Here is an 18,429-nt window from a genome sequence, read left to right on the forward strand (position 1 = left end):
AATGAACGCGAGTTATAAGTGATAAAAAGCCCAGTAAAACTGGGCTTACGAAGCTATTTATACCAAGGTTAGCAAAGCTTGAACCGGATGCTTAGGTTTTACCCCTTCAAAGCGTTTGACTTGGCTTCGGCATGAGTAGCCAGTGATGAGACATCTTTCATTGTCTAACTTATCTAGATTAGGCTTCCAACTCAGGTCAAAGATATCCCGCGACATGGTTAGCTTATCCACTTCATGACCAAATGTACCCGCCATACCACAACACCCGACGGGTACTGTATTTAGTATCGCCCCAAAGTGAGCGAAAATAGCCCCCCACTCCTTCTCAGCATTTGGCATTTTGGTTTTCTCAGTACAATGCGCGAATAAGTACCAAGGTGCTTGCTCTTTCAACTCTAATGTCTGGAACTCGCTTAATCTTGGGTGGAGCCATTCATGAGCGGTCAACACATCAAAATCACCACGTTTACTGCCCAATACCTCGGCATATTCGTCTCGATAACAAAGTACCAACGCAGGATCGACACCAACCATAGGGATATCCAAATCCGCAACCATGTCTAAGAACTTTGCAGTATCTTGTGCGGTGCTCTTGAATTGGCGTAAGAAACCCTTAATGTGCTGTGCTTTGCCATTTGGTTTAAACGGTAACAACACAGGATTCATACCGAGCTTTCTGACGAGCTTGACGAAGTCTTCCACTACTTCAGCATCGTAATAGCTGGTAAAAGGGTCTTGTACAATCAGTACATGCTTTTGCTTGTCTTCAGAAGGTAAACCACTCAACGCTTGCAGATCGTAAGCTGTAGTTAACGTCTCTATTCGCTCTTTCAAGGTCGGTACAGACAGCAGCGGTGCATCAACATATCCGACTGTCGACGCAGTCAAACTTTGCACCCAAGATTGCTTAAGCACACCATTTACTACACTCGGCGCTTTGGCCATCAATGGCAGCATGGATTCAATGTTCGATACCAAATAGTCTTTAACTGGACGTTGGTAACGTGAGTGATAAATATTAAGAAAGCGAGAACGGAAGCTCGGTACGTCAACTTTAATTGGACATTGGCTAGCACACGCTTTACAAGCTAAACAACCGTTCATGGCTTCATACACTTCATGAGAGAAGTCATACTCGTGGCGACGATTAATCGAATGGCGGACTCGGTCAATCATGGTTTTGATGGACGTTTTGTTTTCCAGAGTTTGTTTTTCTAGATCGAGAATATCGATGCCTTGCTCTGTTAGTTGGCGTAGCCATTCACGAACTAAACCCGCACGCCCTTTTGGCGAATGACGACGGTCTGCAGTGACTTTCATTGAAGGACACATAGGCGAGCTGGTGTCGTAGTTAAAACACAAGCCGTTACCGTTACACTCCATCGCTTGCTTGAAGCTATCACGTACCTGAACATCAATCTGGCGATCGAAGTAACCACGTTTGGTATCGGTGACTTTGACAAGCTCTGCATCGCTATTTAGCGGCGTACAGATTTTGCCTGGGTTCATTTTGTTATGAGGGTCGAACGCGGCTTTAACACGGCGCAATTCAGTAAAGAGTTCTTCACCAAAGAACTCAGGGCCATACTCAGAGCGGAAACCTTTACCGTGCTCGCCCCACATTAAACCTCCGAATTTTGCCACCAGCTTAACCACTTCATCCGAGATTTCATGCATCAAGGCTTCCTGATGAGGATCGCACAGATCCAATGCCGGTCGAACATGGAGAACACCAGCATCTACGTGGCCGAACATGCCGTAGTTAAGTGATTTTGCGTCTAGCAACTCGCGAAACTCAACGATAAAGTCCGCTAAGTTTTCTGGCGGAACACAAGTGTCCTCAGCAAACGCTACAGGCTTGGCGCGCCCTTTCGCAGCACCCAATAGCCCCACGGCTTTTTTACGCATGTTGTAGATACGGCCGATACTCGCCACATCACTGCAGACTTGGTAGCCAATGATGCCCGCTTCTTCCGTTTCTAGCATGCTATCGAGCTTGGCCGTTAGAAACGCGACTTGAGAAGCAACCTCTTCTTCATCCTGACCAGCGTACTCAACCATATTAATGCCAAGCATCTCTTTATCAGGTACGTCAGTAATCAAATCACTGACGGTGTGCCAAACAATGTCTTGCTTCGCCAAGTTCAGAACTTTTGAATCCACAGTCTCAACGGACAACGCTTTTGCTTCCACCATAAATGGCGCATTACGTAGAGCCGAATCAAAACTGTTGTATTTGACATTAACCAGAGTTCGCGCTTTAGGAATTCGGGTGAGGTTTAGCTTCGCTTCGGTGATGAACGCCAATGAGCCCTCAGCGCCACACAAAACACGAGTGATATCGAAGCTGTCTGCATCTTCATCAAATGCGTTTTTAAGGTCATAGCCGGTTAGGAAGCGGTTTAGCGGAGGAAACTTGTCGTTGATTTGCTGGCGTTTGTCACGACACACAGATTCCGTTACACGCATTGCCGTGTCAGCAAATTCGCCTTCAGTCGGCAAACCGTGAGAAAGGTCAGACTCTAAGGTTGAACCATCGGCAAAAACAGCTTGAAGAGAAAGAACGTGATCAGACGTTTTACCGTATTTTAGCGAGCCTTGACCGGAAGCATCGGTATTGATCATACCGCCAATCGTTGCCCGATTACTGGTCGATAAATCTGGGGAGAAGAAATAACCATAAGGACGAACGGCATCGTTCAATTGGTCTTTGACGACACCCGTTTGAACGCGAACCCATCCCTCTTGCTCGTTCACTTCTAAGACTTTGTTCATGTGGCGAGACAAATCAACCACAATGCCTTTGGTTAACGACTGACCGTTAGTGCCAGTGCCGCCACCACGAGGAGAGAACGTAATACGCTCATATTCCTCTTTGTTGCTCAATTTACCGATGAGCGAGACATCTTGGGTGGTTTTGGGGTGAACAACGGCCTGAGGAAGTTGCTGATAGACACTGTTATCAGTGGCTACTGCGAGACGACTAGAGTACTGGCTTTCAATATCGCCAGTAAACCCGGAGTGCTCGAGTTCTTTGAGAAAACTCAGAACGAGAGGATCGACATCCGTTTGCGAGTGTAATCTTGGTAACATTTGCTTCCTGCCCCTACTGCGCTGATCCAATCAGCTGCGGGTTATCTAATTTTTAGTCATCCACGCATTTTCGACCCGCAGCCATAAAACTGAGACCGAGACGAGGATGAAGTTGTTTTCTTTGAATTACGTCACTTTACAACATTTAAAAAGGCGTTCAAATCAGAATCTCTATACAAGATTTAAACTTATGCTTTATTTTTTAAGGCTTGATGCCTTACATTGAAGGGGAAATAGCCTTTCAATATGAGCTTTCAGGATGAAAAAAAATAAAGTTGTAACCACTGAAGATATCCTTCTAAAACTTTGCCAGTCGGTTTCTGGCGTTCTTACTTCGGCAACCTCTTCTCAAGTTAACTACTCTGCAATGGTACAAAAGATCAATAAAACCAGCCTCAAGCCGGATTTTGGTTGTTTTGTACTGTTTGATGGTGGCTTCACGGGCCTTGTAGTGATTAACTTTACCGCAAAAGCAGCACTTGAGATCTACACCAACTACATGCGCAATATGGGCATGCCAGAAGAGGAACTGGCGATCTCACACACATCAGATGAAGTCGGCGATGTACTGGGTGAACTGATGAATCAACTAGTGGGTGATTTCACGAACAAGATTCGTAAAGAGCTACAAACCAATATTACGCAGAACCAACCAAAAATGCTGTCGCTCAATAAGCAAGTGATTCTGCAAGTTGATACCAACCTCGATCGACCTCAAGCACGCCGCGTGACCTTCTCAACAGCGAAGAACAACATCTTCTACCTTGAGCTTGCGATGGACAAAACTGAATTTATCCAACTCGAAGAGTTTGAAGTGGCAGAAGATGAAAGCCCAGATGATATTTTAGAAGCCACTCGCAAAAGTATGGAAGACAAGAAAGCATCGGAAGCAGCTAGTTCCAAAAGCGATGCCGATGACCTACTCGACCAACTCGGTTTGTAATTCAACTTCCCACCAAAGCCCCTGTCATTAAAGGGGCTTTGTTTTTCTCGCTGCCTTTCTCCTACTCCCGTTATTCCGTTTTTGACTGAAAAAAGGTAATATATCCGACTTCCTAAATTTCCGTTCTCGTTATTGGTCGTCGATGGATAAACAAAAAGCTCTGAAAAAAATCGCCAAGTGCTTAGAACTGGGCAACTCCGCCAACGTAAATGAGGCTGCAAATGCTATCAAGATGGCGCACCGCCTTATGCTTAAGTATGGCTTGGATAAAGATGATATTGAGTTTATCAAAATGGGTAAAACTCAATCTTCGCATCTGCTGCCAGCAAACATCAGTTCAACGCTGTTGCGCGTGATTCGTGGTATCAATACCAAATTTGGTGTTGAAGCCGTCTTGTTGAATCACAAAGGGCTTAAACGCGTCGAATTTATCGGAGAGGCTGACCGCGCTATTTTCGCGGCCTTTGCGTTCGATATTATCTACCGTGAAATGAACGAGAGCACCGGACAATTCCGCAATAGTTTTGCCGGTTCTGGGACCTCTTCAATGGAAGTAACGCGCCGCGTAAACTCATTTGTTTCTGGCTGGGTTGAAGGTGCGTTGGAAAAACTGCCTGTTATCTCTCCAGATGAAGAGTCAGCCAATAAAATCAATAATTACATTGATAAAGAATTTAAAAACATCGATCGCGAAACGTTCAAGCAACAGCTCAGAGAAGCGATGAAAAACCTAACTGCAGATTACGAAGTTGGGTTAAAAAAAGGTCGTAAGGTTTCCGTCAACCGTGGCGTTGGTGGTGAACAAGCGAGAAAGATGTTAGACAATCCGTCTAAATAATTGCACAAACGGTTATAACATCAGCAACTATAAGAAAAAGCTTACAAAGCTTCTATCAATCTGACGTTCGCATAACAAATATCAATACCTACTCATTCATAATTCGCATCCCATTATGAGGCGCAATTGCGCCTCAGCTTATACGGAGATTTTCCCTTGAAAAAGATGTCTATTGCACTTGCGCTAGTGCTAGCTCTTACTGGCTGTCAAGCAACTCAACGCCAAAACGCAACCACAGGTGAATACGAGACTAACTCGACCACACAAGGTGCACTGATCGGTGCTATCGCTGGTGCGGCTATCGGTTTGGCAACAGGTGATGACGCAAAAGAACGTCGTAAACACGCTCTAATTGGTGCGGCTGCTGGCGGTGCTACTGGCGCAGGTGTTGGCTACTACTTCGATCAACAAGAAGCAGAGCTACGTCGCGCACTATTGAATTCAGGTGTACAAGTAGAACGTGTTGGTGAAAACCAGCTGCTACTTCGCATGGAAAACGGTATTGGTTTCTCTTCAAGTTCTTACCAACTGGACGCAAGCATCCACAACACACTACGTGGCGTTGCTCGTATCCTCGTTGAATACCCGGATACAAGCCTCGTGATCGACGGTTACACAGACAGCACTGGTAGTGACTCTTACAACCAAACACTGTCTGAGCGTCGCGCAGAATCGGTACGTCAGTTCCTAGTATCACAAAACGTAGCACCAGGTCGTGCAATTGCACGTGGCTACGGCGAGCGAAACCCAATTTGCTCTAACCAAACTTCTGAAGGTCGTGCTTGCAACCGCCGTGTTGAAATCCAGATCTTGCCACTGAAGTAATTTGGTTGCACCATATCGGTAATAACAATGATTACCGGAGCAGGTCTAGCGTCGTTCGCTAGACCTGACATACCCAATGTCTTTCAGAACCACAGCCCTCACCTTTGCTTTAAGTGCCTGCCTTACGAGCACTGCATTTGCTTCTCAGAACCCGACACAACCTGAAGCCCAATTCGAGCTTGCGCAGCAACTGGCTTTGAAACCCAATCCAGAATCACCTACTGACGCACGTTATTGGCTAGAGCAAGCGGCACATCAAGATTACTTACCTGCTCAAAAACAATTAGCAGAAGATTACGCTCGTGGTTTAACTGGCAACACGGATTTCACCCAAGCGATTTATTGGTTCACTTCTGTTGCGTTAAACGATCCTACCGACCGTGGCTTTTTGTTGGCTGATTTTGTCCAGCACCATCAAGCGGAAGTATCGAATTCCGATCTCGTCGAAGCTTGGTATCAATTGTCTGCACTTAAAAATCCTCAGGCAGAAGAAGCCTATAACCAGTTTTTGGAAGATCGCTTCAATCAACTCAGAGCCAAACAAGTTTCTGAAATTGTAGAGTTGGATAAGCAAGCCACTGACGAAGAACAGAAAGAGACCATTGAAATTCAACAAGCAAAGAAAGCTGAAAACTTCAACGTTTGGTATGCCTCTGGCGCTCTGGGCTTTGCTCTACTTCTTGGTGGCGGTGCATTCGGTTACCGCAGGCACACACAAAAGGCCAAAGCCACTGCAGCAAATGAAGTGTCACGCTCTCTGCAATTAGAGACACAAGTGAAAGAACTTCAATTTGCCAATAAACAACTTAAGCGCCAACTCGAAAAAGTATTTAAAGAGTTTAAGAAGATAAAAGGTCAATCTGAGAACCAAAAACTTCTCGTCGCTTGTGCGATGTTTGGCTATACCCCGCAAACTATTCCAGACAGTAAAGCAGTGAAGTTGCGCTACAGACAATTATCTAAACTCTATCACCCTGATTCTAGAGGCTCGGAAGAAGAGATGAAGCGTTTAAATCAGGCGTTTAAAACCATTTCACAAAATGTTACAAAAGAGTAAAAATAAGCCACACACCTTTATCTTACGAGCCTTTCAACCTCACAAATCAAGGCTCGCAATCGATCTCCCTCTCAAACAAATTAACAGACATTTAACCTGACTATCTTTTGTATGCCATAATGTTGGGCGAAAAATAACACCTAGCGACTCAAAATTTATGTAGGTGGGGAGAAAATCAATGTTCACTGAAGAAGGCACCTGTGACTGGTGTAAAAAACCTAGCTTTGTAACTCGTCATGATTATGTCGACGGCAAGTACCATAGCTCATGCAAATCCTGTTACGACATCGCAAAAATAGATGTTCGCCTGTTTAACCAAGGCGAAATGCAAATGCGCGAACGCATGACACAACGAGCAAGCTAACAAGAGCAAATCAACGGAACTGATTTTCAAGAGCGCCTTTTTGTAAGGCGCTTTTTTGATCCCACTTCAATACTTATTTCATCGCGGTTTTCTAGAAGGAATTCATATTCCCTATCCCTCTGGTGCTTCTCAGCCTATTAATTAACCAATTAAAAACGATGTCACTTATTTCATAGTGAACACGATTGTTTTCCTAGTTACCGGGTCAAACCCTCGATTTATCTGGAGTATAGTTTTGTCGCTCAAACAAAAAAACAGGTGACCATATGTACACAGATGAAGCGGAAGCAATTATTGCTAGCCAGCCTCCTGAAGCCGTTGCAACTGGCGAGTTGATGGTTTTGAAAAATACAATTAAAAGAAAAGTCTCTGGCCCTAACAGAAGCCGATTATTGCGATTAGCAAACTCCGAACTTGGCAGTTTATGCTCCCGCGCCAATTCAGGTAACATCGAACAAATTCGTACTATGTTTCAAACTATGGTTCAGCTTGTAAGGGCTGGCAGCATCGGCCTATTTGAAACAGAAATCGCACGTGCAAAAACCGAATTCTAACCATTATTAAACATCGATCCTTGTATTTTCAGGCTGCGTAATCGCAGCCTGCTTTTTATCATTGTCTGTAAAAGCAAAGCGCTTTCTTGAACGTTCTGCCTCTGCCTTTCTTGTTTTCTCTTCCTTTCTTCTCCCTCAAAAGCACTAACACTACTGTGTGCCATCACGAAAAAGCACTGTATAAACCGGTTAAAACCACTGTGTAGCTAAGCCGAAATTACGGTATATACAGTAGTAACCACCTGTATATACAGCTCCGGAATGCAGGTGACCTCACATTTCACCATGTTTATCAAACATATCAAAAACCGAACTTTATATCTTAGTTTCAATAACTTAGATAAAAACCAACTCATAAGTAAGGGAAAGTTTTTCAACTCAATTCATAAAAATCGGTTGATCAGGCATCAAAAACAAACTACTGTATAGACATACAGCATGTATAAAGGAACAGTAAGATGCAGTTACAAACTCAATCTCATACATACTCTCGCTACAACGTATTGGCACAAGCAACACAACCTATGGATGTGTCGGACCAACTTCTTTCTAAGTTGGCAGTCTTGTCTCAACAACAGCAATGGATTCTGTTTACCGCCGAGTGCCCTCGTCCTGATTTTGAGCAACTTGCTGCTTCCCACATTCGCTGTCAAAACATCATTCAGATGAAGCCGTCTCAACAGCTCTCTGAAGTGGAGATCGTGATTAAAGCTATTCAGTCTGGTAACGCTAGCGCTGTCGTCGCATCGAACAAGATTGCGTTAATGAATCAATCAATGCTTCGCGATATTGCTCAACGTTATCAGTGTGAAGTCTTTTTCGTCGAAGGCAGAGTGAACAAGTACCACTAACAAGATCGACGTTATCCATCCTGCATCTCGCCTCCTTTTAAGGAGGCTTTTTTTGTGCTTTAACAAATTAAGGCAAACGTTTGCTTTTTCTCTGGCGAGTTAAAATAGTTCTGGTATGATGCCCTCATTCGATTTATTCAGCGTGCTCTTTTCGCTGGATATCTTCTCTTTATGACGTTTGATTAAGATGATAGGAATGTCGCAATGAGCCTTGCTAATCAAGTACTTGCCGTCAATGACGACCTGCCAATTCGCACCCACAAGCCTGTTCACAGCGGAAAAGTTCGCTCTGTTTACTGGTTAACTGAAGAAGACAGCGCACGACTGATCAAAGAAAAAGGATACGATGTCGCTACTGATGCCCCACTGGCCATCATGGTGATCAGTGACCGTATCTCTGCATTCGATTGTATCTGGCACGGCGAAGGTGGACTCAAAGGCGTTCCGGGTAAAGGCGCGGCACTCAACGCGATCTCTAACCACTGGTTCAAATTGTTCAAAGACAACGGCCTTGCTGATAGTCATATCTTGGACATCCCTCACCCATTCGTTTGGATCGTACAAAAAGCGAAGCCAGTGAAGATAGAAGCAATCTGCCGTAAGTACATCACGGGTTCTATGTGGCGTGCCTACGCAAATGGCGAGCGTGAATTCTGTGGTATTGAGCTTCCTGAAGGTCTTGAGAAAGATAAAGCCCTACCTGAATTACTAATGACACCTTCAACTAAAGGTATCTTGAAAGGTATTCCAGGCGTTCCTGAAGCGGATGACGTGAACATCACTCGCCAAAACATCGTGGAGAACTATGAAGCTTTCAACTTCTCAAGTGCAGAAGACATTGCGCAATACGAAAAGCTATTGAAAGAAGGCTTTAATGTGATCAGCGATGCGCTTGAAGCCGTTGACCAAACGTTCGTAGATACTAAGTTTGAATTTGGCTATGTGCACGACGCTGCCGGTAACGAAAAGCTAATTTACATGGATGAAGTCGGTACGCCTGATTCGTCACGTATTTGGGATACAAAAGAATACCAAGCCGGAAACATCGTTGAAAACTCGAAAGAAGGTTTCCGTCAGTTCTTATTAAACCACTTCCCTGATCCTGATATTCTGCTTAACAAAGAGCGCATGCCCGAGCGTGACGCCCTTGCTCGTGATAACGATCTGCCAGTAGAGTCTTTGATGGACATCTCTCGCACGTATATCGGCATCGCAGAAAAAATTACAGGGCAGCCAATCAAGTTGAGCAATAATCCGAAAGCAGAGATCATCGAAATCTTGAGCAAAGAATACGGTTTGATTGATTAAGCTTTACTCGCTCAACGCTGAGTAAAAAACGAATACAAAAAGGAGCTAAGCTAAAACACAGCATTGGTTCTCAGGTTTACAACAGGTAATAAAAAAGCGACCGAATACTCGATCGCTTTTTTGATTGGGGGAAGGTATAGCTTTAGTGTTAGAACTTCAAATTAAGGACATCTTGCTCTGTGGTATCTACTTTTAGTTTACTTCTAGATTCAATGTACTCGATTTGTTTTAAGTCTAACGAATAAGGCATAACTACACGTAATTCATGGATTCCTTCATGTTTTGCAAGCTTTGCCAACATCACTAAATTGGATTCATCGCTCTGACGTGAAGACATCGATTTTAATGCAGCGTCCCAAAGGCGATCCTCTGGTTGGCTCAATTCCGCGATGTTCTGTTTCCACATCATGCCAAAAATGGGCGCGATGGTGGCGAACGCTTCCAGAAAGGTCCACTTCTTACTTCCCGTTGCCCCTAGGAAGCTGGTGTAGTCGAATTCAATGCATGTCTTTCCTTGTTGCTCCATCCTATGCCTCGACACTCTAAAATGAGATATACAAAATATCGTTCAATTACTTTGATATAGCAATAGGATATAAAACAATGGTCTTTTATGCCCTTATTTGACCTCAAAAGGAAATATTAAAACCAGCTTTGTAACAAATGATGTACAGCTTCGCCATATATAAGCATCCAATTGATTAATATTTTCAACGCTTAACTAAAAACGTTGCTAAGCACACCAAGCAAGTAAAGCCCTTTATAAATTCACCAATCGAATACCAAGCCCCACGCGAGTTTGAGAGTGATCATAGTCGATGAGCGTTTCGCCATAACCATGGTATCCCTGAACATACAGACCAAGGATGTCATTAAAGTACAAGGTATAACCTAACTCGATGCCACCTTTATCATCAGCAAAGTTGTAAAAGCCTCGAGTATTGAACACACCAGCGCCAGTGTAGACCTTTGCCCAAAGTTCATAAGGCGCATAGTAGTCTTCCATTTCATCATTTTCAGTGGTGATTACCCACCAAGCGTGTGCACCGTATTCCACAGGGCCTGAAAAACGTTCGGCGGCGATATATAACCTATCCCAACTGCGAGAAAGCTTACTTGATTGACCATTTGATTCATGCTTATAGCCCGCTTCTAAGTGGTTGAATAAAAACATGTTGGATTGGTGCGCGAGAAATACTTGAGGTTTGTAATTGGTCTCTCTGAACGGAGAAGATATGTCAGAGTTAGCAAGTTGCCAGAGAGATTTTTGTGTGTATGCACCCATCAGCGCAGTACCAGAGTTAAATCGATAAAATGGAATCGAAGCGGAGATTTGAAACTTCACTTCAAAATGCTGTAATGAGTCCATTTCAGAACCGAGTTCATTGTAAGCATCTTGATTAATGTCTGAGGTGTATGTACCGAGGACATAGTTATCTTCGTAAGTGGAGATGTGATTAATACTTTTTCCGTAAGCCAATACGGGGCATAACAATAGTGGAATTGCTTTATACTTCATCGTTTTCCTTCACGCCGCTCAACAAGAGCGGCAAATTCATTCCTTATCGCCTAAAAACAGGCCATAAACTTCAAGGGAAACGAGGTCAAGCAAATACTGTTCCGGATTGTGTTACTTCACATCTAATACTCTGCTGGCTTTCTTGTATTGCACTTTCCAACCAGACCAACGTGGCAACTCCCAGCGTTTAGGATCCCCTTTTCGACCTCCTTCGGCGTAGATAACCTGCACGAGCTTGCGTGATACAAAATACTCAACATCCAGTTTTAGCTCTGCAAGTACGAGTTTAAGTGGATAGCGTTCAACAAAGTCATCGTATTCCCACTCAGGGATGCCTTCGAACGGGATGTCATCGGCTACAAACAGCTCGATATCTTCCACACTTTCTACACCAAGCGTTTCCAGTTGCTCGACTAACCACGTAGCGAAAGACAAACCGTCGAGTTCCGTTTTTTCAATAGGCTCAGGATTTAACCCAAGCGCGTTATAGATCTTCCAGTGCTGAATTTGCTGTTTTCTCAATGGAGCAAAACCGGGCAATAGCGTTTCGTCTTCAATCATCTCAACGATAGATTGGACGGCAACTTCGCCTTCAAGCGCTTGATATTCCGTACAAATGGTTCGTCCTGCATAGGCCAAATGCATGGTCGCTCGCGGGGCTTCTTCCTCATAATTGGTTTCGCCTTGTTGCCACTCACCAAGCTCTAATTCGCGCAGCAGATTGAGGGACACAGGTAGCATTACGGAGGCAAGATTGAGCGTCTGTTTTACGCCTCTTCCGGGTACACTGTGGCTATCTAGCACCAAAGCTGCCTCACTTTTTTCGGGGAAACGGCTATTGCGCCCAACCATCATTTCCATCAAACCATTGCCTAGCGCGTCACGACGTCGTTCTCGGCGAACAAATACAAGTTCTGGATGTAACGTAGCAATGGCTTTGGTCAATTCATCGCGTTTGTATCGCGATGCGACTTCAAGATCCGGCAATTCAAACACTTCTCGCATCTGCTTTGCTAACCCTTGCGCTTCTTCAAGCACGCTTGCATCAAGATTAATACCGGGAAGCTGCTCCCCTCGCACCAAGCGAATCATCAACGAGGCATCGCAGCCAAATGGCTCTTCTTGCGCTAATGCTTCGGCAAACTCACCGCCTTGCAATTGATACAATTGAGCGGGCACAGAAAGCGCTGCCGCTAAATCGATCATCGCTTCTCGTTCTGATTTGGTTTGGATACGAGTCACTAAGTCTGCAAATAAGGCATCAATTGGTAGAGGGTACACTTTTTTACCGTGCTCGGTGATGTTACCTTGCTCGTCTATCGCTGCCATCCTCTGCAGGGTTTGGAGTGCTGAGTTAAGTGACTTTTCAGGTACAGAATCGAGGAAGGAAAGTTCGGAAAGTCTGTATCCACAACAAGCCGCAGCGAGCATTGGTTCTACGAGTTCTTCACGATGTAATTCAGGTGGCGTCACCCGTTCCAACGGAGCATGCTCACCAAACAAGCGAATACACGCTCCTTCAGCAACACGACCTGCTCGCCCCATTCGCTGCGCTGCGCTGGCTTTGGAGATGTTGGTTAACGTCAGGGCTGTCCGTCCATTTCGTTGCACGGTTCTGCGTTCCAAACCACTATCGATGACCACGCGGATGTTTGGAATGGTCAGAGAGGTTTCTGCAACGTTGGTTGCCAACACCACTTTACGTTGCTTTTGTACCGTCAACGCACGATGGCGCTCTTCATCACTCACCGATGCATGCAGCTTCACGACCATCACATCGTCAATACTTTGCAGCATTTGCGCGCATTGAGTGATCTCTTTTCGACCCGGTAAGAAAACGAGAATATCGCCCTCTTCGTCTTCGAGTGCTTCTTTTACTGTGCGCACAACATCATTCTCACAACCTTTCTTGTTCGGCAAGTAACGACTGTCCATTGAGCGATGAGTCACAGTGACAGGAAAACAACGACCTTCTGATCGTAGGCGCTTGGCATCCAAGTAGTTCGCTAGCTTTTCGCCTTCTAAAGTGGCTGACGTGACAATCAGACGGTGCTGTTTTTCTTGCTTTAAAATCGCGGTAAGGAGATCAATGTCCCAGCGGCGTTCATGAAATTCGTCCACCATCACGATATCGAAGCTAGTCAGTTTGTCTTCCGCGAACCAACGCAGCGCAACACCGGGCGTCACGAACACGACTTTAGTCTTTTCATCATAGTGAGCGTGAAGCTTTATCGCGTAACCAATCTGTTTGCCCAAAGGTTGACCAGATTGCTCGGCAAGAAATTCAGCTAACGAGGTACAAGCGATTCGGCGTGGCTCAATCACCAATACTCGACCGTGATTGGCAGCCCAAAGTGGCAATCGCGTGGATTTACCTGAGCCAGTTTCGGCCTCAACCACCAAATGATGGTGATTCACGAGTTGGTCAAATTCCGCTTGTAAGCTATCGATAGGTAATTGAGACATAAAAGATAAGAACGTGATAATGGATTGCGAGGCATTATACCTGAGTGAGAAATTCCTGCTTTAGGAATCGTTTCTGGCCATTTAATGACAGTATTAATGTTTCAGTGACGATATTTTCGTCGGGAATTGGATTTTTTTGCGACATTACGTTGATGTGCATCAACGAATGTTTACAACTAAATAGTGAACCCGTTAGAATTTTGCACGCATCCTTCAACCCTACATTTAAGGCACCCAATGAACAACGACAAGCGCCCACTCTATATCCCATATGCGGGTCCGGCTCTTTTAGCGACTCCTCTATTGAACAAGGGCAGTGCGTTCTCTGCAGAAGAACGTAGTTCATTTAACTTGGAAGGTCTTCTACCAGAGACAACTGAAACGATCCAAGAACAGGTAGAGCGTGCGTACCAACAGTACAAAAGCTTTGAAAGCGACATGGATAAGCACATTTACCTGCGCAACATCCAAGATACAAACGAAACGCTATACTACCGCCTAGTTCAAAACCACATTTCTGAGATGATGCCTATCATCTACACACCAACTGTTGGTGCAGCGTGTGAGAACTTCTCAAATATCTACCGTCGTGGTCGTGGTCTATTTATCTCATACCCGAACCGCGATCGTATCGATGATCTGCTAAACAACGCAGCCAACCACAACGTTAAAGTTATCGTAGTGACTGATGGCGAACGAATCTTGGGCTTGGGTGACCAAGGTATCGGCGGCATGGGCATTCCAATCGGTAAACTTTCTTTATACACGGCGTGTGGTGGTATCAGCCCTGCGTACACGCTACCAATCGTACTGGATGTAGGTACTAACAACCCGCAACGTCTAGCAGACCCAATGTACATGGGCTGGCGTCATCCTCGTATCACGGGTCCAGATTACGATGCGTTTGTTGAAGAGTTTATCCAAGCAGTACAACGTCGTTGGCCTGATGCGCTAATCCAGTTCGAAGACTTTGCACAGAAAAACGCAATGCCGCTTCTAGAGCGCTACAAAGATCGCATCTGTTGTTTCAACGATGACATTCAAGGTACAGCTGCGGTAACGGTAGGATCTCTACTAGCAGCATGTAAAGCGGCAGGCACTAAGCTTTCAGATCAACGTATTACTTTCTTGGGTGCAGGTTCAGCAGGTTGTGGTATCGCCGAAGCGATCATCGCACAAATGGTGTCGGAAGGGATTTCTGATAAGAAAGCGCGTTCACAAGTTTACATGGTTGACCGTTGGGGTCTATTGCAAGAGGGTATGCCTAACCTTCTTGATTTCCAGCAACGCTTGGTTCAGAAGTTCGAAAACACGAAGAAGTGGGAAAATGAAGGAAATGGTTTCTCACTTCTTGATGTGATGCACAATGCGAAGCCAACCGTGCTAATTGGTGTGTCTGGTGCCCCTGGTCTCTTCAGTGAAGAAGTGATCAAAGAGATGCACAAGCACTGCGCGCGTCCGATTGTGTTCCCGCTTTCGAACCCAACAAGCCGCGTAGAAGCAACACCAAATGACATCATTCGTTGGACAAACGGTGAAGCGTTAGTTGCAACAGGTAGCCCATTTGAGCCAGTGGTTCATGAAGGCAACACTTACCCTATCGCGCAATGTAACAACAGCTACATCTTCCCTGGTATTGGTTTGGGTGTGCTTGCAGTAAATGCGAAGCGCGTAACGGACGAAATGTTGATGGAATCAAGCCGCGCATTGGCAACATGCTCACCATTAGCGATCAACGGCAACGGTGCTTTGCTTCCACCACTAGAAGAAATTCACTTGGTATCGAAGAAGATTGCATTCGCTGTTGCGAAGAAAGCGATTGAGCAAGGTGTCGCGCTAGAAATCACTGATGAAGCGCTAAATGACGCGATTGACCAAGCCTTCTGGCAACCGGTTTACCGTCGTTACAAACGCACAGCATTCTAAGCTTTAAGACGTTTTGTACAATTATTAGCCCTCGCAGTGCGGGGGCTTTTGTTTTTTATGCTTTTTTTTCTCATCCTAACCATATTTTGGCATAAATGGGCTTCTCTCTTTTCATTTCTATCAGATATGATGAGGGATACACATTGAAATAAGGACATCGAACGTTTTGCTGTTTTCTCGCATAAAGTCAAAGTGGAAGCTCAAGTTCTCATGGAAGCGTCTGGCTTTGGTTTTGTCGATCTCTTTACTCGGTCTTTTCGTCACCATCATTGCGATTGACCGATGGGTCGTGCTTCAAGCTCAAGAAGAAATCTTTACCGACTACGAACAAGTGCCAAAGCACGAGGTCGCAGTTGTTCTCGGCACCAGTAAATACATCGGTAAGGTACTCAATACTTACTATACCCACCGCATCAATGCCGCCATCGACCTATACAAACAAGGTAAGGTGAAGCAGTTTCTACTTAGTGGGGATAACGCGCACCGTTCTTACAATGAACCTTGGACAATGAAGCGCGATCTGCTGCGCGCTGGTGTACCGGAAGAAGTCATTCATTTGGATTACGCAGGCTTTCGAACGTTAGATTCCATCGTTCGTGCTAAAAAGATATTCGCCTCTGAGCGCTTCTTGATTGTCACTCAACGATTCCATTGTGAACGAGCGCTGTTTATTGCTGACGCTTACAATATTGATGCGCAGTGTTTGGCCGTAGCTGGACCAACGGCAAGTAAGCAGAAGATCAACATGCGAACGCGTGAACTTATGGCACGTGTGAAAGCGTTTTTGGACTTGTACATCATGAATACGCAACCGCGCTTCCTTGGTCCTCAAGAGCCAATCGTTGCGGTGGAAGATACAGTTGAGGAAAAGCAAGAAATCATCGAAAACGAACGTAACATTCCTGTTCATTAAGTCGACCAAAGTGTTGCTGCTTTCAATATTCTCGCCCTGCATTACACACCGATAACAATTCATTAAAAGTAAATGGGTAGCTTTCTACCCATTTCCAATTCCCAACCTCACACTTTCTTATTCTGCCGTCGATTCAGGCAAAACACCCTTTTGCATCCGAAGTAACATTTAATCAATAAATAACTACAAGTCAGTTACTTTGCCATAAAAAACCAACACTAAGGCAATGCAAAAGGAGCACAACCATGACCGCACTCGCTGTGACACTGAAGAACTGGTTCTTCACTCGCAACAGCATGATATTGACGTCTAATGTCCTGCTGTTCGCTATTTTGTTCAACACCCTACCCTTTGAGCCTCAAGTCGTAACCGGCTTATGTATTTTGATTTTTGTTGCCGTACTTTGGTTAACGGAAGCCATTCACGTAAGCATCACTGCCCTGCTAATCCCGCTACTCGCGGTATTCTTGGGCGTATTCAATACCCAAGCAGCGCTAAACAACTTCTCTAACTCGATCATTTTCTTGTTCTTGGGTGGTTTCGCATTGGCTGCCGCGCTTCACAAACAAAAGCTCGATCAAGCGATAGCCGACAAAGTATTGCTGATTGCGCGCGGTAAGATGTCTGTCGCGGTCTTCATGTTGTTTGGTGTGAGCGCTGGCCTATCAATGTGGATCTCGAACACCGCAACGACAGCGATGATGTTGCCATTGGTTCTAGGTGTTATGAGCAAACTAGACGCGAAGAAGAGTCACAGAACTTACCTGTTCGTGCTACTTGGTATCGCCTACAGTGCGTCGATTGGCGGCATCGCAACGCTAGTAGGTAGCCCACCGAATGCTATCGCAGCCGCAGAAGTCGGTTTGAACTTTACAGAGTGGATGGAGCTGGGTTTACCAATTTCTTTGATTCTCATGCCTATCGCGATCTTGGTGCTGTACACCATGACAAAACCAGATTTAAGCCACACGTTCGAACTTGACCACCAGCCTGTTGAGTGGACAAACGGCAAGAAGATCACCTTAGCGATTTTCCTATTAACAGTGACATTCTGGATTTTCAGCAAACCGATCAACGCTATGCTTGGCGGTTTTGCGAAGTTCGATACCCTCGTTGCAATTGGTGCGATTCTATTACTTGGTGCATCTCGCGCAGTAGAGTGGAAAGACATTGAAAAGACAACTGACTGGGGTGTTTTGATCCTGTTTGGTGGCGGTATCTGTCTAAGTAACGTACTAAAAGCAACAGGCACAAGTGTCTTCTTGGCTAACGGTCTAGCTGGTTTCCTTGAGCAAGCTGGTGTCCTACTCACGATTTTATCTGTGGTTGCGTTTGTTGTTTTCCTAACCGAGTTTGCAAGTAACACCGCGAGTGCGGCGCTATTAGTGCCAGTATTTGCCACCATTGCAGAAGCTCTTGGTCTATCGCCAGTCATTCTATCAGCACTGATTGCTGTAGCAGCATCTTGTGCCTTCATGCTGCCAGTAGCAACGCCACCTAACGCGATTGTATTTGCGACGGGTCATATCAAACAGAAAGAGATGATGCGAATCGGTATGGTACTGAACGTTGCATGTATCGGCGCGCTAACTCTATTCGCTTGGTTGTTCTGGTAAACATTGCTCAAATAAAAAAGAGCTGCGCCCAAACGCAGCTCTCTAATCAAAACTAGCACTACAACTGCTGTCCTCGGTAATCAAATTGAATACCTAACTACTACCCCCTAGTCATGTTCAGCAGTTTCCCTTTTGGTGGTCAGTCGGCCACCTTTT

General features: G+C 45.1%; 15 protein-coding genes. 11 read left to right on the forward strand and 4 right to left on the reverse strand.

The features are described from left to right. Positions 1 to 57 precede the first annotated feature (57 nt). Positions 58 to 3,093 carry an FAD-binding and (Fe-S)-binding domain-containing protein gene (locus tag BCT11_RS21390; RefSeq protein WP_102389246.1) on the reverse strand — a complete coding sequence of 1,012 codons (3,036 nt, stop codon included), beginning with the start codon at positions 3,091 to 3,093 and terminating at the stop codon, positions 58 to 60. A gap of 259 nt (positions 3,094 to 3,352) precedes the next feature. On the opposite strand from BCT11_RS21390, the gene BCT11_RS21395 reads away from it, so the two are divergent. The 8 genes from BCT11_RS21395 (at position 3,353) to BCT11_RS21430 (ending at position 9,833) form a co-directional block, all read left to right on the forward strand. Continuing rightward, entirely contained in the window at positions 3,353 to 4,036 is a 684-nt protein-coding gene (locus tag BCT11_RS21395; RefSeq protein WP_102389247.1) for a DUF3334 family protein, read from the forward strand. Between the two features lie 142 nt (positions 4,037 to 4,178). Next, positions 4,179 to 4,874, forward strand: a complete 696-nt coding sequence (locus BCT11_RS21400) for a DUF2786 domain-containing protein (protein WP_038868669.1) — start codon at positions 4,179 to 4,181, stop codon at positions 4,872 to 4,874. Positions 4,875 to 5,030: 156 nt separating this feature from the next. After that, on the forward strand, positions 5,031 to 5,699 hold the full coding sequence (locus BCT11_RS21405) for an OmpA family protein (protein ID WP_038868670.1): 669 nt from the start codon (positions 5,031 to 5,033) through the stop codon (positions 5,697 to 5,699). A 76-nt stretch (positions 5,700 to 5,775) separates the two neighbouring features. Beyond that, positions 5,776 to 6,756: a J domain-containing protein gene (locus BCT11_RS21410; RefSeq protein WP_038874669.1), complete on the forward strand. Its 981-nt coding sequence runs from the start codon at positions 5,776 to 5,778 to the stop codon at positions 6,754 to 6,756. Positions 6,757 to 6,934: 178 nt separating this feature from the next. Beyond that, entirely contained in the window at positions 6,935 to 7,120 is a 186-nt protein-coding gene (locus BCT11_RS21415; protein WP_038868672.1) for a hypothetical protein, read from the forward strand. A 266-nt stretch (positions 7,121 to 7,386) separates the two neighbouring features. Then, positions 7,387 to 7,674: a hypothetical protein gene (locus BCT11_RS21420; protein ID WP_038868673.1), complete on the forward strand. Its 288-nt coding sequence runs from the start codon at positions 7,387 to 7,389 to the stop codon at positions 7,672 to 7,674. Positions 7,675 to 8,132: 458 nt separating this feature from the next. Then, positions 8,133 to 8,525, forward strand: coding sequence for a SulA-like leucine-rich domain-containing protein (locus tag BCT11_RS21425; RefSeq protein WP_038874664.1), 393 nt, complete (start codon positions 8,133 to 8,135; stop codon positions 8,523 to 8,525). Between the two features lie 204 nt (positions 8,526 to 8,729). After that, positions 8,730 to 9,833 carry a phosphoribosylaminoimidazolesuccinocarboxamide synthase gene (locus tag BCT11_RS21430; protein WP_042604569.1) on the forward strand — a complete coding sequence of 368 codons (1,104 nt, stop codon included), beginning with the start codon at positions 8,730 to 8,732 and terminating at the stop codon, positions 9,831 to 9,833. Between the two features lie 148 nt (positions 9,834 to 9,981). On the opposite strand, the gene BCT11_RS21435 is transcribed toward BCT11_RS21430, so the two are convergent. From BCT11_RS21435 to BCT11_RS21445, 3 genes are all read right to left on the reverse strand, one after another. Beyond that, entirely contained in the window at positions 9,982 to 10,359 is a 378-nt protein-coding gene (locus tag BCT11_RS21435; protein WP_038868678.1) for a hypothetical protein, read from the reverse strand. Positions 10,360 to 10,593: 234 nt separating this feature from the next. Beyond that, complete coding sequence (locus BCT11_RS21440) at positions 10,594 to 11,352, reverse strand: phospholipase A (RefSeq protein ID WP_038868679.1); 759 nt, start codon at positions 11,350 to 11,352, stop codon at positions 10,594 to 10,596. 111 nt (positions 11,353 to 11,463) lie between these two features. Further along, positions 11,464 to 13,818, reverse strand: coding sequence for a helicase-related protein (locus tag BCT11_RS21445; protein ID WP_102389248.1), 2,355 nt, complete (start codon positions 13,816 to 13,818; stop codon positions 11,464 to 11,466). Between the two features lie 237 nt (positions 13,819 to 14,055). Between BCT11_RS21445 and BCT11_RS21450 the strand changes: the two genes are divergently transcribed. From BCT11_RS21450 to BCT11_RS21460, 3 genes are all read left to right on the forward strand, one after another. Further along, positions 14,056 to 15,744: an NAD-dependent malic enzyme gene (locus BCT11_RS21450; protein WP_102389249.1), complete on the forward strand. Its 1,689-nt coding sequence runs from the start codon at positions 14,056 to 14,058 to the stop codon at positions 15,742 to 15,744. Between the two features lie 166 nt (positions 15,745 to 15,910). Continuing rightward, entirely contained in the window at positions 15,911 to 16,657 is a 747-nt protein-coding gene (locus BCT11_RS21455) for an ElyC/SanA/YdcF family protein (RefSeq protein ID WP_038868683.1), read from the forward strand. A gap of 245 nt (positions 16,658 to 16,902) precedes the next feature. Next, positions 16,903 to 18,273 carry a DASS family sodium-coupled anion symporter gene (locus tag BCT11_RS21460; RefSeq protein WP_039974479.1) on the forward strand — a complete coding sequence of 457 codons (1,371 nt, stop codon included), beginning with the start codon at positions 16,903 to 16,905 and terminating at the stop codon, positions 18,271 to 18,273. Positions 18,274 to 18,429 lie beyond the last annotated feature (156 nt).

It is taken from the genome of Vibrio sp. 10N.222.52.B12 (genome assembly GCF_002875385.1).
Classification (GTDB): Bacteria; Pseudomonadota; Gammaproteobacteria; order Enterobacterales; family Vibrionaceae; genus Vibrio; species Vibrio jasicida.